Genomic DNA, 22826 nt, shown 5'->3' on the forward strand with positions numbered 1-22826 from the left:
CCTGGTTCGTTCAGGACGGGCATCTCGTCGTATCAGGGCGTGCTGCCCGTCGGGAAAAACATCCGTCGCGTCGCGGATGACGAAGATTTCGGCCAGCAATCCGCCGTCAACGTGATGGCCCGGGGGAGCGGTAGCCGGTGCGGAACAATCGGACGTGCAACTCATTGAGCGGTTATTCATTTCGAGAACCGCCCGATGAACCACATGGCCGTTGTCTTGATCTTACTCGTTGGCGGCTCTTCGCTCGCTTCGGCCCAGACTGCGGGTGGATCGAGCAGTAGCGGCTCGGCGGCGCGCGGAACTTCGGCGACTGGGTCCACGGGTTATGAGGGCGGCACGCTTTCGACCGGGCATACCCTAAGCGGCACTGCGGGCTCCTCCACTCCGAACGTCGGCAACGCGCTTAGTCACACGACGACCGGCGGCGACGTGGATGCTTCTTCGGTTACTCAGGCTCCAACGTCGCACGACAACGCGGTGGATACGCCCGCCGCCAATCGCGCCATAGAGAAGTTGGGCAACACCGACGTCGGCATTCTCAAGAAGTAAGACGATGCTGCAAGTTGGCCAGTTCAGAGCCGTGAGAGATCAAGCAAGCTCGGGCGAATTGCGCCGCGAGGGCGAGTACGCGTGTCTGCAACTACACACTCGCTGTCATCGCCCGGCGCAGACCGGGCGATCCAGTATTCCGGGCCGGTCGTGATTGAATCGATAGGCCGCGGCGTACTGGATTCCCCGCCGGAGCCTGTCATCGGGCTCGCCGAAGGCGAGACCCGGTGGCGGGGAATGACAGTGCCGTAGGATGGGTAGAGCGAAGCGAAACCCATCATGCTTGGGCGTTCACGAGAGTCGACGGGTTTCCCTGCGCTCTACCTCAGATGCTGTACTCCGTCATTGCGAGCGCAGCGAAGCAATCCAGCATCGTAGGGTGGAGAGATGGTGGGCACGGCGCTTTGCGCCTTTGCCCGGCCTACGGCACTAACGGTGAGGAATCGACTCAATGCGAATACGCGATCATTGCGCCGAAGCCGGGCGTGCTCTTCGTGTCATAAAATCTCAAGTTGTGGATTGTCATCTTTGTGAGGGTATCGCGGTAAGCCAATTCGTGTCTTCCCGGTAACGATTGTGCTGTCCGCGCAACACTCACGGCGGATTTAACTCTCACCACCGGCCGTTCGCATCGGCGCCGCTTTTTGGCCACACCTGAACATGAATAAAATCGCTCTAAAGTTTGAGAGACAGCGGCGGTCCGAACAAGGCGACGGGAAATCCAAGGGTCGATTCGAATCTTGGTCGATTCAAATCTTGGCTCTGATTTTTCGGGTCTGAAAGGGTTGGCCGGGGAAACTGGTTTGCGATGGACGCGAAGACCGACATCAAGCAGAGGCTGCCGAGCCGTCACGTGACGGAAGGCCCTGCGCGCGCGCCGCACCGATCCTACTTCTACGCCATGGGTCTGACCACCGAGCAGATCCACCAGCCCTTCGTCGGCGTCGCCTCCTGCTGGAACGAGGCCGCTCCCTGCAATATCGCCCTGATGCGCCAGGCGCAGGCGGTGAAGAAGGGCGTCGCATCGGGAGGCGGCACGCCCCGTGAGTTCTGCACCATCACCGTGACCGACGGCATCGCCATGGGCCATGACGGCATGCGCTCCTCGTTGCCGTCGCGCGAATGCATCGCCGACTCCGTCGAACTGACCGTGCGCGGCCACGCCTATGATGCGCTCGTCGGGCTTGCCGGCTGCGACAAGTCGCTGCCGGGCATGATGATGGCGATGGTCCGTCTCAACGTGCCCTCGATCTTCATCTACGGCGGCTCGATCCTGCCCGGCAATTTCCGCGGGCAGCAGGTTACAGTGCAGGACATGTTCGAGGCGGTCGGCAAGCACTCGGTCGGCGCCATGTCGGACGAGGACCTCGACGAGATCGAGCGCGTGGCGTGCCCGTCGGCGGGCGCCTGCGGCGCGCAGTTCACCGCCAACACCATGGCAACCGTCTCGGAAGCCATTGGCCTCGCGCTGCCTTACTCCGCCGGTGCTCCGGCCCCCTATGAGATCCGCGACGCCTTCTGCATGACGGCGGGCGAGAAGGTGATGGACCTGATCGCCGAGAACATCCGGCCGCGCGACATCGTCACCCGCAAGGCGCTGGAGAATGCCGCCGCCGTGGTCGCCGCCTCCGGCGGCTCGACCAATGCTGCGTTGCACCTGCCGGCGATCGCGCACGAGGCCGGCATTAAGTTTGACTTATTCGACGTCGCCGAAATCTTCAAAAAGACACCTTATGTCGCGGATTTGAAGCCGGGTGGCCGTTATGTCGCCAAAGACATGTTTGAAGTAGGTGGCATACCGCTTCTGATGAAGACGCTGCTCGACAACGGATTTCTCCACGGCGACTGCATTACGGTCACCGGTCGAACGATCGCCGAAAACCTCAAAAGCGTGAAATGGAATCCGCACCAGGACGTGGTGCACCCGGCAGACAAGCCCATCACCGTGACAGGCGGTGTGGTCGGTCTGAAGGGCAATTTGGCGCCAGAAGGTGCGATCGTGAAAGTCGCGGGAATGTCCAACCTCAAGTTTACCGGTCCGGCCAGGTGCTTCGACCGTGAGGAGGATGCTTTCGAGGCGGTCCAGAAGCGCACTTATCGCGAAGGCGAAGTCATCGTGATCCGCTACGAGGGGCCGAAGGGCGGTCCCGGCATGCGGGAAATGCTCCAGACCACCGCGGCGCTGACCGGCCAGGGCATGGGCGGCAAGATCGCGCTCATCACCGACGGCCGCTTCTCCGGCGCCACCCGCGGCTTCTGCATCGGCCATGTCGGGCCGGAGGCGGCGGTCGGCGGCCCGATCGGGCTGCTCGAGGACGGGGACATCATCGAGATCGATGCGGACGCCGGTACCCTTAACGTAAAATTGAGTGACGCTGAGCTCGCTCAGCGCAAGACCAAATGGAGCGCTCGCGCGACTAATCACACGTCGGGTGCGCTCTGGAAGTATGCTCAGCAGGTTGGACCAGCGGTCGGGGGGGCAGTAACCCATCCGGGCGGCGCGCACGAGAAACAGTGCTATGCGGACATCTAGGCGTGCCATTGTTGCGTTTGTGTTGGGGGCCGGTGCGCTGGCCGCGCCGGCGCTCGCCTTCGACGGCGCGCCGGTCAACAAGGATGCCACCATCCCTGTCGTGACCACCTTGCCGGGTGCCGCGCCCGCTGTGCGCAGCAAGGTGCCGGCGCCGGTGACTGCGCCTCAGGAGACCAGCCTCAGCGCACTGCAATATGCCGCCGAAGGCGGTCACCCCATCGCGCAGTGGAAGCTCGGCCGCATGTACGCCAATGGCGACGGCGTGGCCCAGGACGATGTCCGCGCCTTCGAATATTTCAGCCGGATCGCCAATGCGCATGCCGAGGACAGCCCGTCGGCACCGCAGGCGCAGGTCGTGGCCAATGCCTTCGTCGCGCTCGGCCGCTACTATCTGAGCGGTATCCCGAACTCCAAGGTCAAGCCCGACCAGGACCGGGCGCGGGAGATGTTCTCCTACGCGGCCTCCTATTTCGGCAATGCGGATGCACAGTACGATCTCGCCCGGCTGTATCTGAAGACGCCGGACGCCTCGCGCGAGGATTTCCGCTACGGCGCACGCTGGCTCGGCCTTGCCGCCCAGAAGGGCCAGCACGAGGCCCAGGCGCTGCTCGGCCAGATGTTGTTCAACGGCGACCGCCTGCCGCGGCAGGCCGCGCGCGGCCTCATGTGGCTGACCCTGGCGCGTGACAGCGCCGGCGCCGATGAGACCTGGATCAAGGAAAGCTACAACCGCGCCTTCGCCAAGGCCTCCGACGACGATCGCGCCATGTGCCTGCAAATGCTGGAACAGTGGGTGCAGGGCCGTAGGGAGTAAGTATGGTCCCGTAGGGTGGGCAAAGGCGCCTTGGCGCCGTGCCCACCATCTCGCCGCTTACGCCGCCTCCAGATCCAGATCCGCCCACACTGGCACGTGATCCGACGGCTTCTCCCAGCCGCGCACATAGCTGTCGATGCCGACATTGGCGAGCTTGTCGCTGGCCTGCGGTGACAGCAGCAGATGGTCGATGCGCAGGCCCTGGTTCTTCTGCCAGGCCCCGGCCTGGTAGTCCCAGAAGGTGTAGAGCCCGCCCTCGTCGGTCACGGCCCGCAGGGCATCGGTGAGGCCGAGGCCGAGCAGGGACTGGAAGCTCTCGCGCGTCTCGGCCTTGAACAGCGCGTCCTCGGTCCAGGCCGCGGGATTGTGGACGTCGCGGGCATGCGGAATCACGTTGAAGTCGCCGGCGAGGATCAGCGGCTCCTCGGTCTTGAGGCGCTCCTTCGAATACTCAAGAAGCCGCGACATCCATTTGAGCTTGTAAGGATATTTCTCGGTCCCGACCGGATTGCCATTGGGCAGATAGAGGCAGGCGATGCGCAAGACGCCACGCTTGAGCGTCACCACGCCTTCGAGGAAGCGGGCATGGACGTCCTCGTCGTCGCCGGCGAGCCCAGACTTGGTCTCGTCGAACCGGAGTTTTGAGAGCAGGGCGACGCCGTTGAACGTCTTCTGACCGTGCGTGACCACGTTGTACCCGAGCGCCTCGATCTCCAGCCGCGGGAAGGCCTCATCAACGCACTTGATCTCCTGGAGGCAGACGATGTCCGGCTGGCATTCCTTCAGCCAGGTCAGCAGCAGGTCGATCCGCTGCCGGACCGAGTTCACGTTCCAGGTGGCAACTCTGATGGGCATGTCGGCGAGGCTCCAGACCAAGGGCCATGGTTAGAACAAACTGCAAACACGCCCGTCAAGGACGCCGCAAAATCTCCCACAAAATTAACCCGGCTTAAGCAGGGCGCAGGCCATTGATACGGAAAAGGTTCCGCGGATGGGATGGCCGGATAAATCGTTGGGACAGACTGAGCCGCGCGACGGCCTGGTCGGCGCGTTCCTGCATTGGCTCGGGGGCTTCGAGATCGAGGACGGCCTGACCGCCGGGCTCAGCGAGCGCGAGCTGCGCCGGATCCGCGCCAAGCAGATCGACGCGGTGGCGCGGGCCATCCCGGTGACGATGGCCGTCACCATGCTCAAAGTCGCCATCGTGCTGATCCTGTTCTGGGGCAGGGGCTGGAACGATTTCCTCGCGATCTGGGGCACGACCCTTGCCGTCACCGCCTCGCTGGCCGTGCGCGCCTGGCGCCGCTCGCACCAGAACCCGCCGCAGGAGGCCTCGCCGCGCGCCGCGCGTCAGATGCTGCGGCAGGCGTTCTTCCTCGCCGCGATCTGGGGCACGCTGCCGCTGGCGCTGTTCAGCCGCATCGAGCCGACCAGCCAGCTCCTCCTGGCCTGCCTGATGGTGGGCATGATGTCGGGCGGCGCCTTCACATTGTCGACCTTCCCGCGCGCCGGCCTCGTCTATCTCGCCACCATGACGGTCGCCTGCGCCGGCGCGCTGCTGCTCTGCGGCACTGGGCCGTATCTGGTGACCGCCGTGTTCTTGCTGCTGTTCGCGTTCTTCATGGCGCGCAACATCGTCTCGCATGGCAATCTGTTCCTCGACAACCTCAAGGCCCGGCTCGAGCTCGAGCGACAGACCGAGATCATTTCGCTGCTGCTGAAAGACTTTCAGGAGACCGCCAGCGACTGGCTGTGGCAGACCGACGCCGAAGGCCATCTGGTCGACGTGCCTGAGCGCTTCGCCGACGTCGCGCAGCTACCGCTTCCGCTGCTGAAAGGATCGCTGTTCGCCGACGTGCTCGACATGCTGTGCCCAGAAGACAAGGCGGCCGCCTACAACGTCGTCGGCCTGATGGAGCATGCCGAGCCTCTGCACGAGATGAACCTCAAGGTCGTCGCCGGCGGCGAGGCGCGACTGTGGTCGCTGACCGCGAAGCCGGCCTATGACCGCGACGGGCAATTTTTGGGCTATCGCGGTTTCGGCCGCGACGTCACCGAGCGCTGGCGCGCCGAAAAGGCCGAGGCCGAGAGCCGCGCCAAGTCGGATTTCCTTGCAGTCATGAGCCACGAGATCCGCACGCCGATGAACGGTGTGCTCGGCCTCGCCAGCATGCTGCTCGAAACCAAGCTCGATCCGGAGCAGCGCGAGGCGGTCACCACGATCCGCGAGTCCGGCGACAATCTCCAGCGCATCCTCAACGACATCCTCGACCTCTCCAAGCTCGAGGCGGGCCGCTTCCAGTTCGAGGCGATCGACTTCGCGCCGCAGGCGTTGGTCGAAACCGTTGCGACGGTCGCGCGCGCGAGCGCCAAGGGCAAAGGGATCGCGGTCAAGGTCGAGCTCGATCCGAACCTGCCGCCGACATTGCGCGGCGACATCGCGCGCATCCGCCAGGTGCTGCTCAACCTTGCCTCCAACGCGGTGAAGTTCACCGATGAAGGCGAGGTGACGATCGCTGCGACCTGCCAGGCGCGCCGCGACCTGCTCGCCACGGTCGAATGGACCGTGACCGACAGCGGCATCGGTATCGCGCCCGAGAAGGTCGGCCAGCTGTTCAGCGACTTCGCCCAGGCCGACGCCTCGATCAGCCGCCGCTTCGGCGGCACCGGGCTGGGGCTTGCGATCTCGCGACGCATCATCGAGCAGATGGGCGGCACCATCGGCGTCACCTCGATGCCGGGCGAGGGCTCGACCTTCCGTTTCACGCTGGTGCTGCCATGGAGCCAGGCGCAGGCATCCGACCAGGCGGCCGGCGCCGACGAGGCCGAAGCACTCAAGGCGCGCATCGTTGGGCTCGACCGGCCGCTCAAGGTGCTGGTCGCCGAGGACGATGCGGTCAACCGCATGGTCGTGAGCAAGATGCTGGGTGCCTTCGATGTCGAGCTGAAGGTCGTGACCGACGGTGTCCAGGCCGTCGCGGCGGCCTCAGAGGGCGATTACGATGTCGTGCTGATGGACGTCCGCATGCCCGACATGGACGGCCTTGCAGCCACCCGCGCGATCCGCGCGCAAGGCGGCCGCTTCGACGCCTTACCGATCGTTGCGCTGACCGCCAATGCCTTCCCCGAGGACGTCAAGATCTGCCGCGAGGCGGGCATGTCGGACTTTCTGGCAAAGCCCTTGCGCAAGCCGGCGCTGGTCGCAGCCTTGCTGCGGGCGCTGGACGGCCACACGATGTCGGAAGACGCGCCGCTTCAGCCGGAGCTCATGCCGGTTGACGTGGAATGGACGGACGAGGAAAGGCAGATGACGGGCGCTTGAAGCCCGTCAGATCGAGAAGCTGGTCCCGCAGCCGCAGGATGCCGTCGCGTTCGGATTGTTGACGCGGAACGAGGCGCCGATCAGGTCATCGACGAAATCGACCTGCGAGCCCGCCAGGAACGGCTGGGAGGCGGAATCGACCAGCACCACCGCATTGTCCTGCTCGATCACGAGATCGTCGTCGGTGCGGTCGCGGTCGATGTCGAACTTGTACTGGAAGCCGGAGCAGCCGCCACCCTCGACGGAGATGCGCAGCATCGCACCTGTGCCTTCGCCCTTGAGGATCTCCCCAATCCGGCGTGCGGCGCGGTCGCTGATGGTCACGGCAGTGGTCATTGCTGGTCTCCGATAGTCCCGCGTCATACCAGGTTCACTTGCCCAATTCAGTTGGTATCCCGCGTCCGACATAGTTAAGTGCCACCATACGCAGAATCAAATGGATCGGGACTAAATTCGCCGTGTCCGTCGGAATGGCAGCCCCCCGCGCGCCCTATGCCTGCGATCCCGATCGCAGCCGCGGCCGGCTGGTCGCGGAGCCACCGAGCCGGACCCGCAGCCCGTTCCGGAGGGATTGCGACCGGGTGATCCATTCCACCGCGTTCCGCCGCCTCAAGTACAAGACCCAGGTGTTCGTGTTCCATGAGGGCGACCATTACCGCACCCGCCTGACCCATTCGCTGGAGGTGGCGCAGATCGCCCGGGCGCTGGCGCGACAGCTCGGGCTGGACGAAGACCTCACGGAAACCCTGGCGCTCGCCCATGATCTCGGCCATCCGCCGTTCGGCCATGCCGGCGAGCGGGCCCTGGATGCCTGCCTGAAGGCGTTCGGCGGCTTCGACCACAACGCCCAGACGCTTCGCGTTGTCGCCGCGCTGGAGCACCGCTATCCCGAATTCGACGGCCTGAACCTGACCTGGGAGGCGCTGGAGGGCATCGTCAAGCACAACGGCCCACTGACCGACCGCAGCGGCGCGCCGGTCGGGCGCTATCGCGAGCACGGCGTCCCCGTCGGCATCGCCGACTACATCAAGACCTACGATCTCGAATTGTGGAGCTTCGCCTCGTTGGAGGCGCAGGTTGCCGCGATCGCCGATGACATCGCCTATGACGCCCACGACATCGACGATGGCCTGCGCGCCGGCCTGTTCCATCTCGACGACCTCAAGGTGATGCCGCTCACCGCGGAGATCATCACTGAGACCTCGGCCCATTATCCCGATCTCGAAGACGTCAGGCGCGGCGCTGAGCTGGTACGCGAGCTGATCTCGCACCTGATCGGCGCGGTGTTTGCGGAGGCGCAGAAGAACCTCAATGCCGTCAAGCCGCAATCGGCCCAGGACGTGCGCCAGCAGAGCAGGGCGCTGATCGCGTTCCCGGCCGCGGTCGCCGAGGAGGAAGCCGCCATCAAGCGCTTTCTCTATCAGCACATGTACCGCCACAAGCGGGTGATGCGGGTGATGGGGGAGGCGGAGCAGATCCTGTTTGACCTGTTCGCCAAATACCTGACATCGCCGGCCGAGCTGCCGCCGGAATGGCTCACGGGGGCGGAGGCGGACAATGAGGGCGACCGGGCCCGGCGGATCGGCAATTTCATTGCCGGAATGACCGACCGTTTCGCCCTGACCGAGCACCAGCGGCTTTTTGACTCGACCCCGGATTTGCGTTAGGCGGCGCCCATGCCCCAGACATCCTCATCCCTGCATTTGTTCGCCGACGTGCTCGCACGCGTGCACGCCGCCTGCCGCGCGCTCGCGGCGGACGCCAACTGGCCCGAGGGCATCGATTTCTCGCGCGTGGTGGTCGAGCCGCCCCGCGATGCCTCCCATGGCGACATGGCGACCAACGCCGCAATGGTGCTTGCGAAAGAGGCAAAGGCAAAGCCGCGCGATCTCGCCGAGCAGATCGCCGAGCGGCTCCGCGCCGATGAACTGATCGCCAAGGTCGACGTCGCCGGCCCCGGCTTCATCAATCTGACGCTCAAGCCGGTGGCCTGGGCCGAGGCGCTGCGCACCGTTCTGCGAGAGGGGAGCGACTACGGCCGCGTCCGCGGCGGCTCCAAGGTCAATGTCGAGTACGTCTCGGCCAATCCGACCGGGCCGATGCATGTCGGCCATTGCCGCGGCGCCGTGTTCGGCGATGCGCTGGCGAGCCTGCTCCAGTTCGGCGGCCATGACGTCACGCGCGAGTACTACATCAACGATGCCGGCGCTCAGGTCGACGTGCTCGCGCGCTCTGCGTTTCTCCGGTATCGCGAAGCGCTCAGTGAGGACATCGGCGCGATCCCGGAAGGGCTGTATCCCGGCGACTATCTGAAGCCGGTCGGGCAGGCGCTGGCGAAGGAGCACGGCGACAAGCTGCTCGCGATGAGCGAGACGCAGTGGCTGCCGACGGTGCGCGCCAAGGCGATCGCGATGATGATGGACGAGATCAAGGACGATCTCGCCGCGCTCAACATCCGCCACGATGTCTTCTTCTCCGAGCGCTCGCTGATCGAGACCGGCAACAACCGGGTTGCCGAGACCATCGATTTCCTGAAGGCCAAGGGCGACATCTACGAGGGCCGCCTGCCGCCGCCGAAGGGCGCGCCGGTCGAGGATTGGGAAGACCGCGAGCAGTTGCTGTTCAAGGCGACCGCCTACGGCGACGACGTCGATCGTCCGCTGATCAAGTCGGACAATTCCTACACCTACTTCGCCTCCGACATCGCCTACCACAAGAACAAGTTCGACCGCGGCTTTGCCGAGATGATCGACGTCTGGGGCGCCGACCACGGCGGCTACATCAAACGCATGCATGCGGCGGTGAAGGCGACGACGTCAGGCAAGGGCGAGCTCGACGTCAAGATCGTCCAGCTCGTGAAGTTGCTGCGCAACGGCGAGCCCGTGAAAATGTCCAAGCGTAGCGGGGACTTCGTCACTCTGCGTGAGGTGGTGGATGAGGTCGGCCAGGACGCCGTCCGCTTCATGATGCTCTATCGCAAGAACGACGCGGTGCTCGACTTCGACCTCGCCAAGGTCATGGAACAGTCGCGCGACAACCCGGTGTTCTACGTCCAGTACGGCCACGCCCGCGGCCATTCGATCTTCCGCAACGCCCGGGCGGAGGTGTTCCCGGAACTGCCGGAGGACACTGAAAAGCGCATCGCCTGGCTCAGTGAGTCGGCGGTGGAACGGCTGTCCGACCCCGTCGAGCTCGATCTTCTCAAGCGCCTCGCAATTTATCCGCGCATGCTGGAAGCCGCCGCCGCGGCCCATGAGCCGCACCGAATTGCCTTTTATCTCTATGATTTAGCCAGCGAATTTCACGCACTTTGGACGAAGGGGCGCGATTTGCCCTATTTACGCTTCATTATCAATAATGATGCAGATCTTACAAAGGCGCGACTGGCAATGGTCCAGGGCGTCGTCTCTGTCCTGGCATCGGGCCTTGCCATCCTCGGCGTCCATGCTCCGGACGAGATGCGGTAGTTTGGGGCGAACTACTTAAGGGGAATTCGGGGGTAACCGGCAGAAGCCGGACCGCTTAGACTTGGTTGACAGCCTTGTGGGTCGAAAGCCGTGCCTTGGTCGAGGGGCGCGCGGTTTTCCCGAAGGGACGCATCATCACGATGGCCGAACGATATCACGACAGACCGTTTCCTTCCGATGACTATGGTCGCGGCGGCGACCATCATGGGAAGACGGAAAGCGATCCCTTGGCCGAGCTCGCCCGCCTGATCGGTCAGACCGATCCGTTCGCTGCGCAGTCGCCGCCCAGTGTCCGTCCGCAGGCAGCGCCGGCGTCCACCAAGAGCTATCAGGACGACAATTATTCGCAGGACGGCTATCAGCAGGACTATGCCGAGCAGGCTCCGCCGCTTCCGTCCGGGCCGCCATCATGGATTCGGCGCGCCAACGTGCAGCCGCAGCAGGCTCCCGAGCCCGATTATCCCGTCTCTGTGAGCCCGGTTCATCCGCTGCATCGCTATTCAGCCCAGCCGGCCGCGCCTGCGCCTGATTACCATCCGCCGCAGGCCTATCCCGATCACGGTTACCAGGATCACGCTCATCAGGCTCAAGCCTACCAGGATCAGGCCTACCAGCAGCCGGGTCAGGCCCACCACGAGCAAGCCTATCAGGAGCCGTATCAGCAGCCCGATCCGTCGCGTTACGACGATGCGCTCTACGGACGGCTGGAGGCGGGCGAGCAGGACTATCAGCGCGATCCCGCCTATCCTGATGATCCCTACGCATTCCAGAGCGACTATCCCGAAGCCGACCTCGACGAGGATGCACCGAAGAAGCAGCGCGGCGGCATGATGACGGTCGCGGCGATCCTCGCGCTCGCTGTCGTCGGCACGGGCGCGGCCTTCGCCTACAAGACCTATGTCGGTTCGCCCCGCAGCGGCGAGCCGCCGGTCATCCGGGCCGATAACACGCCGACCAAGATCGTGCCTGCGCCGGCGGACTCCTCGGCCAAGGTGCCGGATCGGATGGCGAGCGGCGACGGCTCCGAGAAGATCGTGCCGCGCGAAGAGGCGCCGGTCGACGTCAACGCCAAGGCCAGCGGTCCCCGCGTGGTGTTCCCGCCGCTGAACCAGAACGCCAATCCGCCGTCGGTAGCGAGCGTCTCGCCCTCCGCGGTGCCGCCGAGCGCTGGTCCAGTGCCGAGCAACGGTACGATGCCGAACAATTCGCCGCGCGCGATCAGGACCGTGGCCGTGCGGGGCGATCAGACCGATAGCGCGGCGCCGCAAGCCGCGGCCGCCAAGTCTGCGGCAACGGCGCCGAAGCCCGTCGCAGCGCCCGCGGCACCTGCCGTGCCGCGCAATCCGCCGACCTCGGCCAATGCCAGCGCCAATCAGCCGATGTCACTGGCCCCGCAGGCAGCGCCTGCCGAGCCGCCGCAGAGGATGGCTGCGACCACCCCGACACAAATCGCGCCCGCCAGCAGCAGCGGTGGCGGCTACGTCGTACAGGTCTCTTCGCAGCAGACTGAGGAGAGCGCTCACGCCTCCTACCGGGTGCTTCAGAGCAAGTATGGCAGCGTGCTGGGCTCCCGCGCCCCGGTGGTCAAGCGGGTCGACCTCACCGACAAGGGCAAGGGCATCGTCTACCGCGCCTTCGCTGGTCCCTATGGATCGGCCGAGGAAGCGACGCAGGCCTGCAACAGCCTGAAGTCCGCAGGCCTGTCCGCCTGCTTCGTCCAGAGGAATTAACGGCCGTTTCCTTGACCCCCTCGCGGGGCAGGGTTAATCGGCCCTTATGAGCACGCGGGCCTTCATTACCGGCGTTTCCGGAACGGAACTGACCGCCGCCGAGCGGGAGTTTATCCGCAGCGAACGCCCATGGGGTTTCATCCTCTTCAAGCGCAATGTCGCGACACCTGCGCAAGTCACTGCGCTGGTTGGGGAATTGCGAGCTGTTGCAGGCACCGCTGATGCTCCCGTCCTGATCGACCAGGAGGGCGGACGGGTGCAGCGACTGGGGCCGCCGCACTGGCCGGTCTATCCGCCCGGCGCCGTATTCTCCACCCTGTACGACACTGATTCGGCGCTCGGGCTCACCGCTGCACGGCTCAGCGCCCGCCTGATCGCGGCCGATCTGGCCGATCTCGGCATCACCGTCGACTGCCTGCCGCTAGCCGACGTGCCGGTGTCCGGGGCCGATGCCGTGATCGGAAACCGGGCCTACGGCACCTCGCCCGACAAGGTCGCGGCGATCGCGCGCGCGGTCACCGACGGCCTGGAGCAGGGCGGCGTGCTGCCGGTCCTCAAGCACATCCCCGGCCATGGGCGGGCCACCGCCGACACCCATTTCAAGCTGCCGACCGTCGACACGTCCCGGGACGAACTCGAACGGACCGACTTCGCGGCGTTCGGGCCGCTCGCGGACCTGCCGATGGCCATGACTGCACATGTTGTGTTTAGCGCCATCGACCCTGCCCATCCGGCGACGACTTCTGCGACAATGATTGCTCAGGTGATTCGTGGCGCAATCGGGTTCCAGGGTTTGTTAATGAGTGATGACGTGTCGATGAACGCGCTGGCGGGCACGATCGCCGAGCGGACCCGCGCCATCTTCGCGGCTGGATGCGACATGGCCCTGCATTGCAACGGCAACATCGAGGAGATGCGCGAGGTTGCCGCTCAGACGTCCGAATTGTCGGGCAGGGCGCTGGAGCGGGCGAAAGCCGCGCTTGCGGCGCGCAAGCCGCCGCAGCCGTTCGATCGTGCGGCCGCGCGCACTGAGCTGGACGCATTGATCGCACGGGCAAACACGGCATCCGCATGACCGCAGAAATCCTATCGTTTGAAACCGGGCGGCCCGCAGAGCTCGCCGAGGGCGAGCCGGCGCTCGTGGTGGACGTCGAGGGCTATGAGGGCCCGCTCGACCTGCTGCTCGCGCTGGCGCGGCAGCAGAAGGTCGATCTCGCCAAGATCTCGATCCTGGCGCTGGCGGATCAGTACCTCCATTTCATCGAGGCGGCGCGAAAGATCCGGCTGGAGCTTGCCGCCGACTACCTCGTGATGGCGGCCTGGCTCGCCTTCCTGAAGTCGCGCCTGCTGCTGCCGGAGCCGCCGAGTGCGGAAGGGCCGAGCGCGGAGCAGATGGCGACTGCGCTCGCCAACCGTCTGCGCCGTCTGGAAGCCATTCGCGAAGCCGCCAACCGGCTGATGAACAGGCCGCAATTGCAGCGCGACATCTTCCCGCGCGGCGAGCCCGAGCAGATCGCCGAGATCAAGCATCCGAAATACACCGCAACGCTCTACGACCTGCTCACCGCCTATGCCGCACAGCGCCAGTCGCGCGTGCTGGCGAGCGTGCATCTGGCCAAGCGCACGGTGTGGTCGCTCGCGGAAGCGCGCGCCACGCTGGAGCGGCTGGTCGGCAGCATCACCGAGCAGGATGATTGGGGTGTTCTCGACGACTTCCTGATCCGGCACGTCGCCGATCCGACGCAGCGCGCCACCGTGTTCGCCTCGAGCTTCGCCGCCGCGCTCGAGCTCGTGCGTGAAGGTCAGCTCGAGCTGAACCAGAAAGAGGCGTTTGCGCCCATCTATTTCCGGAAGGGGCGTCCTAAACCGGTTCCGGACGCAGCTCCTGCGCCCGACGCGCCGGTCGCTTAAGTGCAAGAAGGAGAATTTGCCATGGCAAGCCTGGCTGAAGTGCGGGTAGAAGAGGCCGAGCCGATGGAGAACGAATCCCAGGCACGTCCCGAAGAATTGCGGCTGCTCGAAGCGCTGCTGTTCGCCTCGAGTGAACCGCTGGACACCGCGACGCTGGCCAAGCGCATGCCGGAGGGCGTCGACGTCAAGGCCGCGCTTGAGCAGCTCCAGGCCGACTACGCCCTGCGCGGCGTGAACCTCGTCCGCGTCGCCAACAAATGGACCTTCCGTACCGCCGGCGATCTCGCCTGGTTGATGACGCGCGAGAGCCACGAGACCCGCCGCCTGTCGCGCGCCGCGATCGAGGTGCTGGCGATCATCGCCTATCACCAGCCGGTGACGCGCGCCGAGATCGAGGAGATCCGCGGCGTCGTCACGTCGAAGGGGACGCTCGACGTGCTCCTGGAGACCGGCTGGATCAAGCCGCGCGGCCGTCGCAAGACGCCCGGCCGCCCGCTGACCTTCGGAACCACCGAGGACTTCCTGTCGCAGTTCACCCTGGAACAGCTCGGCGATCTGCCAGGCTTGGAAGAGCTGAAGGGCACGGGCCTGCTGGATTCGCGTCTGCCGACCGGATTCAGCGTGCCGACGCCGTCGGACGACCCGGCACTGCGTGAGGACGAGGATCCGCTGGAACCGGGCGAGGACCTTGATCTCGCATTGGCGCCCGCGGTCGAGCCCGAAGCGCCGGAAGGCGGCAATGAGGGTGGTGGCGAAGGCGGCGCTGAAGAGTGACGTCCCGGCCCGTCACGGGCTACCTGCGACCAGTTAACACTAGCAAGATTACGTAGCGCCAACAGAGAATTGGCGCTGCCTTGGTCCTTGTTTTTGACACCCGCCAAGCCTAGGTTTCGGTAAAGATCGGCCGGGTCCCCGGCCATGCGCGTTTGGAGGGTTGCAGGATGGGTTCACTCAGCATTTGGCACTGGATCTTGGTGATCGCAGTGGTCCTGCTGCTGTTCGGCCGCGGCAAGATTTCGGATCTGATGGGCGACGTGGCGCAGGGCATCAAGGCGTTCAAGAAGGGCATGCAGGACGACGACAAGCCCGCCGACAAGCCCGCCGAGCCGGCCAAGTCCATCGAGCACAATGCCGCGCCGACCGCGGCGCGCTCCGACGTCGGCAGCAAGGCCGTCTGAGCCAGAGAGCACGCGAGACGCGGGTAGCGGCCCGATCCTGCGCGCAAGGGATTGGGCCGGCAGCGGCCTCGCGTGAACGGAAGACCTCATGTTCGACATCGGGTGGAGTGAACTGGTCCTGATCGGGGTCGTGGCCCTGATCGCCATCGGCCCGAAAGAGCTGCCGGGCGTGCTGCGCATGGTCGGGCAGTGGATGGGCAAGGCGCGCAAGATGGCCGCCGAATTCCAGGGCCAGTTCCAGGAAGCGATGCGCGAGGCCGAGGTGGCCGACCTCAAGAAGAGCTTTGACGAGGTCAAGGAAGCCGCCACCGGGTTCAATCCGCTGACCTCGCTCCAGAAGGATGTCAGCGACGCGCTCCGTGTCGATGCGCTCGACAAGCCTGCCGAGACACCGACGACGACCGCTGTCGAGCCGCCGGCGACTTCAAGTGAAACGCCGGCGACGCCAACCACACCGGAAGTCCCGACGCCGGAAACTTTCTTGGAAGCCGAGGCGCATGCGGCCGTGAACGAACCGCTCGCCATCACCCGTGAGGTCGAGCAGGCACAGACCCCGGTCACTCAGGACACCGCGCCATCCGAGGCGATCAAGGACGCCAAAGCGTCATGACCGACGCCGATATCGAGGCCAGCAAAGCCCCGCTGATGGACCATCTGATCGAGCTGCGCTCGCGGCTGATCAAGGCGCTGCTCGGCTTTGGCGTGGCCTTCATCTTCTGCTTCTTCTTCGCCAAGCAGATCTACAACGTGCTGGTCTGGCCGTTCGTGTGGGTCGCAGGGCCCGAGAATTCCAAGTTCATCTACACGGCGCTCCTGGAATATTTCATCACGCAGTTGAAGCTTGCGCTGTTCGGCGCGGGCTTCATCTCGTTCCCGATCGTGGCGACGCAGATCTACAAGTTCGTGGCGCCAGGGCTTTACAAGCACGAGAAGCAGGCCTTCCTGCCGTATCTGGTCGCGACCCCGTTCTTCTTCGTGCTGGGCGCGGCGCTCGTCTATTTCGTGGTGCTGCCGATGCTGGTCCGCTTCTCGCTCGGCATGCAGCAGGCCGGCAGCGACGAGACCGCGCAGATCCAGCTCTTGCCCAAGGTCGGCGAATATCTGTCGCTGATGATGTCGCTGATCTTCGCCTTCGGCATCGCCTTCCAGCTTCCGGTGATCCTGACGCTGCTCGGCCGCATCGGCATCATCACCTCGAAGATGCTGCGCGAGAAGCGCCGCTATTTCATCGTCATCGCCTTCGTCATTGCGGCCGTGCTGACCCCGCCCGACGTGCTCAGCCAGTGCTCGCTCGCGATTCCCCTGCTGGCGCTCTACGAGGGCTCGATCATCGCGGTGGCGATGGTGGAGAAGAAGGCGGCGGCCTCGTCGCAAGCCACCGGTACCGACGTGTCGACACCGGCTAATCCGGCCGAGTAGGACGGCTAGCTCCGCTGTCATTCCCCGCGAAGGCGGGGAATCCAGTACGCCGCGGCCTTTCGAGGAATCACTCTCGTCTCTGGAATACTGGATCATCCGCCTTCGCGGATGATGACAGCTGTGCTAGGGGAGGCGCGCCAAGTTAAACTGTCAACATTCGAAGTTGTACGTTTACGCGCTGATCCAGGACCACGGCCCATGCACGACATCAAATCGATCCGCGACAATCCGCAAGCCTTCGACGCCGGCCTTGCCCGGCGTGGGCTGAAGCCGTTGTCGGCCTCGCTGCTCGCGATCGATGAGCGGCGGCGTGCCGCGATCCTGGCTTCGGAGCAGGCGCAGGCGCGGCGCAATGCGGCCTCCAAGGAAATCGGCGACGCCAAGAAAGCCAAGGACGAGGCGCGCGCGGCCACGCTGATGGCCGAGGTCGCCGAGCTCAAGACCACGATGCCGGAGCTCGAAGCCGCCGCGAAGGCGGCCGACGAGGAGCTGACGAAAGAGCTGTCCGCGATCCCGAACATTCCGTTCGACGAAGTGCCCGATGGCGTCGACGAGCATGGCAACGTGCAGCACCACGTGTTCGGCAACAAGCGCAGCTATGGCTTTACACCGAAGCTGCATGACGATCTCGGCACCGCGCTCGGCTACATGGATTTCGAGGCGGCGGCAAAGCTCTCCGGCGCGCGCTTCGTCGTGCTGAAGAAAGGGCTGGCGCGGCTCGAACGCGCGATCGGCCAGTTCATGCTCGACCTGCACACCAATGAGCACGGTTACACCGAGATCAATCCGCCGCTGCTGGTGCGCAACGAGGTGATGTTCGGTACCGGGCAATTGCCGAAATTCGAGGACGATCAGTTCTGGGCGATCAAGGGCGAGCTGCTCGCATCGCCCGATCACGAGCGGCTGAAGACCGAGCGCCTCGGCCTCATCCCGACCGCGGAGGTCTCGCTCACCAATCTCGTGCGCGAATCCATTCTCGACGAGAAGCAGCTGCCGATGCGCCTCACCGCGTTGACGCCGTGCTTCCGCGCCGAGGCGGGTGCGGCCGGGCGCGACACCCGCGGCATGATCCGGCAGCACCAGTTCACCAAGGTCGAGCTGGTCTCGATCACGACGCCCGAGACCAGCAAGGACGAGCTGGAGCGGATGCTGTCCTGCGCCGAGCAGGTGTTGCAGAAGCTCGGCCTGCACTACCGCGTGATGACGCTGTGCGCAGGGGATATGGGCTTCTCGTCGCAAAAAACCTACGACATCGAGGTCTGGATGCCCGGGCAGGGCGAGGGCGGCATGTTCCGCGAGATTTCGAGCTGCTCGGTCTGCGGCGATTTCCAGGCGCGGCGCATGGATGCGCGCTCGCGCGGGCCGGACGGCAAGCCGCGCTTCGTGCATACGTTGAACGGCTCCGGCACTGCGGTCGGCCGCGCGCTGATCGCCGTGATGGAGACCTATCAGCAGGAGGACGGCTCGATCGCCGTGCCTGATGTGCTGCAGCCCTATATGGGCGGCTTGAAAGTGGTCGGGCGCGACTAAAGCTCGTTTTTCTAGCGAAGTGGATACCAGTTCGCGCAAAGAAAACGCGTCAAGCAAGAATTGCGCGTTGCTCGCCTGAAACCAGAGAAACGTTTGGTTGCGAAGATCGGGCGGCCGGTTATCCTGCCGGCCACTCGACAATGCGAACCCGACTGTTCATGGCCTTGCACCGCGATATTTTCTGGGTCGGCAGACAATGGGCGGTGACGGGTGCCGGCATCCAAGCCGTCGACCAGCGGCTGCGCGGTGTGCTCGACATCGAGATCGTGCGGCTCTGGGACGACGATCTCGTGCAGAGCCGGCGGGCCAAGCCCGGGGTCAATGCCGGTGACTTCGACAAGGCGCTGGCGGTGGCACGCGAACGTTTTCCGCAGTCGCCGAGCGCGGACCCGATCGTCGCGCACCTGGAGGCGCTCGGCGTGATCGAGGCTCCCGTCGTGAGCGCGGTCGTGCCGGCGATGAAGCTGCGGGCTGAGGGGCGGCTCGCGCGCTTCCTGCCGCAATGGCGCATCCGCCGGTAGTTGGCGCTCCGGGAACCCGGCCGTGCTTCAAGCGGTCCGGTTTGCCTGATCGGCCATAGCCGGATAAGACGGCTCGGACCAAGCTTCAGGAAACGACCTTTCGCATGCGCATTCTCTGCACCAATGACGACGGTATCCATGCCCCCGGCCTCAAGGTCGTGGAGGAGATCGCGCAGGCGCTGTCCGACGACGTCTGGGTCGTCGCGCCCGAACTCGACCAGTCCGGGGTGTCACATTCGCTGTCGCTCAACGATCCCTTGCGCCTGCGCGAAGTCGGGCCGCGGCACTTCGCCGTGCGCGGCACACCGACCGACTGCGTCATCATGGGCGCGCGGCATATCCTCGGCACCAAGCTGCCGGACCTCGTGCTGTCGGGCGTCAACAAGGGCCGCAACGTCGCCGAGGACGTGGTCTATTCCGGCACCATCGCCGGCGCGCTCGAAGGCACCATCCTGGGGCTGCCGTCATTCGCGCTGTCGCAGGAGTTCAGCGTCGAGACCCGCGAACGGCCGCCGTGGGACACCGCTCGGAAGTTCGGCCCCGACATCCTGCGCAAAGTGATCGCTGCCGGCATCCCCAAGGATACCGTCATCAACGTCAATTTCCCGGCCTGCGCGCCGGAGGACGTGCTGGGCATCCGCGTCACCCGCCAGGGCAAGCGCAATCTCGGCTTCCTCAAGATCGACGAGCGCAGGGACGGCCGCGGCAATCCCTATTTCTGGATCGGCTTCGAGCGCGCGGCGATGATGGATACGCCGGCGGACGGCACGGATCTGGCGGCGCTGCGCGAGCGCTACGTCTCGGTCACGCCGCTGCGGCTCGACCGCACCAATGAGGCGTTTTCCGAAGCGCTGAGCGCGACGCTGAAATAGCAGCTAGCCGCCGCGAAGCGCGGCTTCGATTGTCTTGCCGAGCGCGTCGAGCTGGAACGGCTTCTGCAGCGCCGGCCGGTCGCGGTACTGTTCGGGCAGGCCGGAGGAGCCGTAGCCGGTGGCGAAGATGAACGGGCAGCCCTTCGCCTTGATGAGGTCGGCGACCGGCGAGATGACCTTGCCGTTGACGTTGACGTCGAGAATGGCGATGTCGAACTCGGTCGCCTGGGCGAGCCGCATGGCTTCGGTGATATCGCCGGCCTCGGCGGCGACCTTGTAACCGAGCTCTTCGAGCATGTCCGCGACCATCATCCTGATCATCACCTCGTCCTCGACGAGGAATACAGAGCGGCCCGAAAGCCCTGTCGCAGCCATTGTCGTTGAGTCCTTGCCCATTTGCGGAAAACGTTCGCAGATAACGCGAATCGACGCAATGCGCGTTTCGGCGGACGGACGCCTGAAAATGGCCTTTGCGCTCAGGCCGCTGCAAGCCAATTTGTGGTCAAATACCTCGGCAAAAAAGTTATCATGGGTTCCTGAGCAGGAACAAGATTCTTGGCGCGGGTCTTAGCAATGGGCGCGACGATCCGGATCTGACGAAACGACACAAGCAGCGATGACCCCCAATCAGCACCCACCGGAAAAGATGATGTTTCAGCTCACGCTGAGGCGTCGGGGCATCAGCGATCAGGCGGTGCTGCGGACCATGGAGGAGGTGCCGCGCGACGAATTCGTCGACGCGGCCGATCGCGACGGCGCCTATCGCGACAGTGCGCTGCCGATCGCCTGCGGGCAGACCATCAGCCAGCCCTTCGTCGTCGCCTACATGACCGAGCAGCTCCAGCTCCAGAAGCAGCACCGCGTCCTCGAGATCGGCACTGGCTCGGGCTATCAGGCCGCGGTGCTGTCGCGGCTTGCAGGGCAGGTGCTGACGGTCGAGCGTTATCGCAAGCTCGCGGATACGGCGCGCGCCAGGCTCGAAAAGCTCGGCTGTCACAATGTCGAGGTGATGCTCGGCGACGGTCTCAACCTGCCACCCAATATCGGCCCGTTCGATCGCATCATCGTCACCGCCGCGGTGGAGCAGTTGCCGGAGAACCTGGTCGAGCGGCTCGAGGTCGGTGGCATCCTGATCGCCCCGGTCGGCCCACATCAGGGCGTACAGACCTTGATCCGCCTGACCCGGACCGAAGCGGGGATCGAGCGCAAGGAACTCGTCGAGGTCCGCTTCGTGCCGGCGCTACCCGGCGTGGCGCGGGAGCTGTAGAATTCCGGATTGGCAGTGCTGCCAACGTCTTATTGGGAGGGTTAAGCGGTTATTTACTCGGCGCGTGTTTACTTAAAAGACCAGTTCTGTTGCGTACGAGTGAGTAACCATGTCTGTCGTCGCCGAGTTGCTTTACTCGCGCCGCGTGCCGCAGGTCGCGGCGCTGGCGCTGATTTCCTTCAGCTTCGCAGGGTGCAGCGCCGACATGTCGTCGCGGCTGTCCCAATCGAACTTCTCCAATCCCTTCTCGTCTGAGCAGACCGGATCGGTGCAGCAGGCCCCGCCGCCGCAGCGTGAGCTGCCGCAATATGCGCGGCCGCAGACCCAGCCCGGTTACTACCAGTCGCAGCCTTTGCCGCCGCCGGCAGTATCCGCGCCGCAATCCTATCCCGTCACCTCGGGCGGCGGCGTGTCCGGAGGCGGGCGCGGCGTCAGCTCCTATGCGCCCCCGGCGCAGCCGCACCTCGAGACCACCGCCACCGTGCCGCCGCGCTCGGTCGCCGCGGCCCAGCCGTCCGGGGGGACCAAGATCATCGTCGGCACCAGCGACACGCTCGACGTGCTCGCCAAGCGCTATCACGTCACCCCGCAGGCGATCCTCGCCGCCAACGGCTATAAGGGCCCGCGCGCGCTTTCGCCCGGCCAGCAGCTGATCATTCCGCATCCGGCGGCTGCGCCAGCGCCGGCTGCCATCGCAGCAGCTCCTGCGATGGTGCCTGCCGCAAAGCCCGTTGCGGCCGTTGCTGCACCGCCGCGCACCCACTTCGTCAACCGCGGCGACACGCTCGCCAGCATTGCCCGCAAGAACCACATCTCGGCGGCCGAGCTCGCCCGCGCCAACGGCATCGAGTCGTCGGCCAAGCTCAAGCTCGGCACCAAGCTGACCGTGCCCGGCGCCCGGGCCGCTGCAGCGGCCGCGCCGGTTGCTCCGGCCCCCGTCGCGGCTGCGCCGGTTGCGGGCACGCTCCAGCCCGTCGCGGCCGCTCCCGTTCCGGCGACCAAAATGGCGGCTGCCGCGCCAGTGCAGAGCGCGCGTCTGGCCCAGGCTAACAATGTCGAAGAGAAGCCCGTCGAGACCCCGGCGAAAGCTGCGGAAGCGACCGGCGCGCTGCCGACCTTCCGCTGGCCGGTGCGTGGCAAGGTGGTCACGACCTATGGCGCCAAGACCAACGGCAAGTCCAATGACGGCATCAATCTCGCGGTGCCCGAGGGCACCCCGGTCAAGGCGGCTGAAGACGGCGTCGTTGCCTATTCCGGCAACGAGCTGAAGGGTTACGGCAATTTGGTCCTGGTTCGGCACTCCAACGGCTACGTCACCGCATATGCCCATGCGAGTGAGCTGTTGGTGAAGCGCGGTGACACCATCAAGCGCGGTCAGGTCATTGCCAAGTCGGGTCAATCCGGTGAGGTGGCGTCGCCGCAGCTCCACTTCGAGATCCGCAAGGGATCGAGCCCGGTTGACCCGCTTCAATTCCTGAACGGAGCGTGAGGCGCGGGCCCACAGAGTCGGGCGCGCAATCACCACAAATATGCTGTCATCGCCCGTCTTGTGCGCTTTGCGCACTCGAGCGGGCGATCCAGTATTCCAGAGGCGGCGGTCGCCAAGCCGAGATGCTGCCTCGAACCATGGCGTACTGAGTCTTTTGCGAGCGGAAAATCAAATTTCGAAAAACAACCCCATGCAAAGTAGCCGATGGCTCTCGGTGCGATCGT

At 65.1% G+C, this 22826-nt stretch carries 21 protein-coding genes; 18 read left to right on the top strand and 3 right to left on the bottom strand.

Annotated features, from left to right (window positions below):
• Nucleotides 1-195: 195 nt before the first annotated feature.
• The 3 genes from AAFG16_RS24920 to AAFG16_RS24930 all read left to right on the top strand — a co-directional run bounded on the left by AAFG16_RS24920 (nt 196) and on the right by AAFG16_RS24930 (nt 3896).
• A complete protein-coding gene (locus AAFG16_RS24920; RefSeq protein WP_342729582.1) occupies nt 196-549 on the top strand; it encodes a hypothetical protein in 354 nt (117 codons plus the stop codon).
• 808 nt (nt 550-1357) lie between these two features.
• Entirely contained in the window at nt 1358-3082 is a 1725-nt protein-coding gene (gene ilvD, locus AAFG16_RS24925; RefSeq protein ID WP_235546228.1) for a dihydroxy-acid dehydratase, read from the top strand.
• A complete protein-coding gene (locus tag AAFG16_RS24930) occupies nt 3069-3896 on the top strand; it encodes a tetratricopeptide repeat protein (RefSeq protein ID WP_027559343.1) in 828 nt (275 codons plus the stop codon). Before ilvD ends, AAFG16_RS24930 begins: the two co-directional genes overlap by 14 nt.
• A gap of 57 nt (nt 3897-3953) precedes the next feature.
• On the opposite strand, the gene xth is transcribed toward AAFG16_RS24930, so the two are convergent.
• The gene (gene xth, locus AAFG16_RS24935; protein WP_283079060.1) at nt 3954-4751 is read right to left on the bottom strand and encodes an exodeoxyribonuclease III; all 798 of its coding nucleotides are present in this window, start codon (nt 4749-4751) and stop codon (nt 3954-3956) included.
• 136 nt (nt 4752-4887) lie between these two features.
• Here xth and AAFG16_RS24940 point away from each other — a divergent pair, with 136 nt between their 5' ends.
• On the top strand, nt 4888-7218 hold the full coding sequence (locus AAFG16_RS24940) for an ATP-binding protein (RefSeq protein WP_342729587.1): 2331 nt from the start codon (nt 4888-4890) through the stop codon (nt 7216-7218).
• A 6-nt stretch (nt 7219-7224) separates the two neighbouring features.
• On the opposite strand, the gene erpA is transcribed toward AAFG16_RS24940, so the two are convergent.
• Nucleotides 7225-7554 carry an iron-sulfur cluster insertion protein ErpA gene (gene erpA / locus AAFG16_RS24945; protein ID WP_027559340.1) on the bottom strand — a complete coding sequence of 110 codons (330 nt, stop codon included), beginning with the start codon at nt 7552-7554 and terminating at the stop codon, nt 7225-7227.
• 122 nt (nt 7555-7676) lie between these two features.
• Between erpA and AAFG16_RS24950 the strand changes: the two genes are divergently transcribed.
• The 12 genes from AAFG16_RS24950 to surE all read left to right on the top strand — a co-directional run bounded on the left by AAFG16_RS24950 (nt 7677) and on the right by surE (nt 19846).
• Nucleotides 7677-8885, top strand: coding sequence for a deoxyguanosinetriphosphate triphosphohydrolase (locus AAFG16_RS24950; RefSeq protein WP_342729591.1), 1209 nt, complete (start codon nt 7677-7679; stop codon nt 8883-8885).
• A 9-nt stretch (nt 8886-8894) separates the two neighbouring features.
• Nucleotides 8895-10685 (top strand): arginine--tRNA ligase, encoded by a 1791-nt coding sequence (gene argS, locus AAFG16_RS24955; protein WP_342729593.1) that lies wholly within the window; start codon nt 8895-8897, stop codon nt 10683-10685.
• Nucleotides 10686-10825: 140 nt separating this feature from the next.
• Nucleotides 10826-12415 (top strand): SPOR domain-containing protein, encoded by a 1590-nt coding sequence (locus AAFG16_RS24960; protein WP_342729595.1) that lies wholly within the window; start codon nt 10826-10828, stop codon nt 12413-12415.
• Between the two features lie 46 nt (nt 12416-12461).
• The gene (gene nagZ / locus AAFG16_RS24965; RefSeq protein WP_342729597.1) at nt 12462-13490 is read left to right on the top strand and encodes a beta-N-acetylhexosaminidase; all 1029 of its coding nucleotides are present in this window, start codon (nt 12462-12464) and stop codon (nt 13488-13490) included.
• Nucleotides 13487-14326: a ScpA family protein gene (locus AAFG16_RS24970; protein WP_025036467.1), complete on the top strand. Its 840-nt coding sequence runs from the start codon at nt 13487-13489 to the stop codon at nt 14324-14326. Before nagZ ends, AAFG16_RS24970 begins: the two co-directional genes overlap by 4 nt.
• Before the next feature lie 21 nt (nt 14327-14347).
• Nucleotides 14348-15100 carry an SMC-Scp complex subunit ScpB gene (scpB, locus tag AAFG16_RS24975; protein ID WP_027559335.1) on the top strand — a complete coding sequence of 251 codons (753 nt, stop codon included), beginning with the start codon at nt 14348-14350 and terminating at the stop codon, nt 15098-15100.
• 167 nt (nt 15101-15267) lie between these two features.
• Nucleotides 15268-15504 carry a twin-arginine translocase TatA/TatE family subunit gene (locus tag AAFG16_RS24980; protein ID WP_027559334.1) on the top strand — a complete coding sequence of 79 codons (237 nt, stop codon included), beginning with the start codon at nt 15268-15270 and terminating at the stop codon, nt 15502-15504.
• Between the two features lie 88 nt (nt 15505-15592).
• On the top strand, nt 15593-16114 hold the full coding sequence (gene tatB, locus AAFG16_RS24985) for a Sec-independent protein translocase protein TatB (protein ID WP_342729604.1): 522 nt from the start codon (nt 15593-15595) through the stop codon (nt 16112-16114).
• Nucleotides 16111-16923, top strand: a complete 813-nt coding sequence (gene tatC, locus AAFG16_RS24990; protein ID WP_235546241.1) for a twin-arginine translocase subunit TatC — start codon at nt 16111-16113, stop codon at nt 16921-16923. Before tatB ends, tatC begins: the two co-directional genes overlap by 4 nt.
• 198 nt (nt 16924-17121) lie before the next feature.
• A complete protein-coding gene (gene serS / locus AAFG16_RS24995) occupies nt 17122-18453 on the top strand; it encodes a serine--tRNA ligase (protein WP_342729606.1) in 1332 nt (443 codons plus the stop codon).
• 158 nt (nt 18454-18611) lie between these two features.
• Nucleotides 18612-18974 carry a hypothetical protein gene (locus tag AAFG16_RS25000; protein ID WP_283079068.1) on the top strand — a complete coding sequence of 121 codons (363 nt, stop codon included), beginning with the start codon at nt 18612-18614 and terminating at the stop codon, nt 18972-18974.
• Between the two features lie 104 nt (nt 18975-19078).
• Nucleotides 19079-19846, top strand: coding sequence for a 5'/3'-nucleotidase SurE (surE, locus tag AAFG16_RS25005; RefSeq protein ID WP_283079069.1), 768 nt, complete (start codon nt 19079-19081; stop codon nt 19844-19846).
• A gap of 3 nt (nt 19847-19849) precedes the next feature.
• Here surE and AAFG16_RS25010 read toward each other — a convergent pair whose 3' ends face one another.
• On the bottom strand, nt 19850-20221 hold the full coding sequence (locus AAFG16_RS25010) for a response regulator (RefSeq protein ID WP_283079070.1): 372 nt from the start codon (nt 20219-20221) through the stop codon (nt 19850-19852).
• Nucleotides 20222-20462: 241 nt separating this feature from the next.
• Between AAFG16_RS25010 and AAFG16_RS25015 the strand changes: the two genes are divergently transcribed.
• Both AAFG16_RS25015 and AAFG16_RS25020 read left to right on the top strand, forming a co-directional pair.
• Nucleotides 20463-21113: a protein-L-isoaspartate(D-aspartate) O-methyltransferase gene (locus AAFG16_RS25015; RefSeq protein ID WP_342729610.1), complete on the top strand. Its 651-nt coding sequence runs from the start codon at nt 20463-20465 to the stop codon at nt 21111-21113.
• 109 nt (nt 21114-21222) lie between these two features.
• Nucleotides 21223-22602, top strand: a complete 1380-nt coding sequence (locus AAFG16_RS25020) for a LysM peptidoglycan-binding domain-containing M23 family metallopeptidase (protein WP_342729612.1) — start codon at nt 21223-21225, stop codon at nt 22600-22602.
• Nucleotides 22603-22826 lie beyond the last annotated feature (224 nt).

This window comes from Bradyrhizobium sp. B117 (assembly GCF_038969555.1).
Classification (GTDB): Bacteria; Pseudomonadota; Alphaproteobacteria; order Rhizobiales; family Xanthobacteraceae; genus Bradyrhizobium.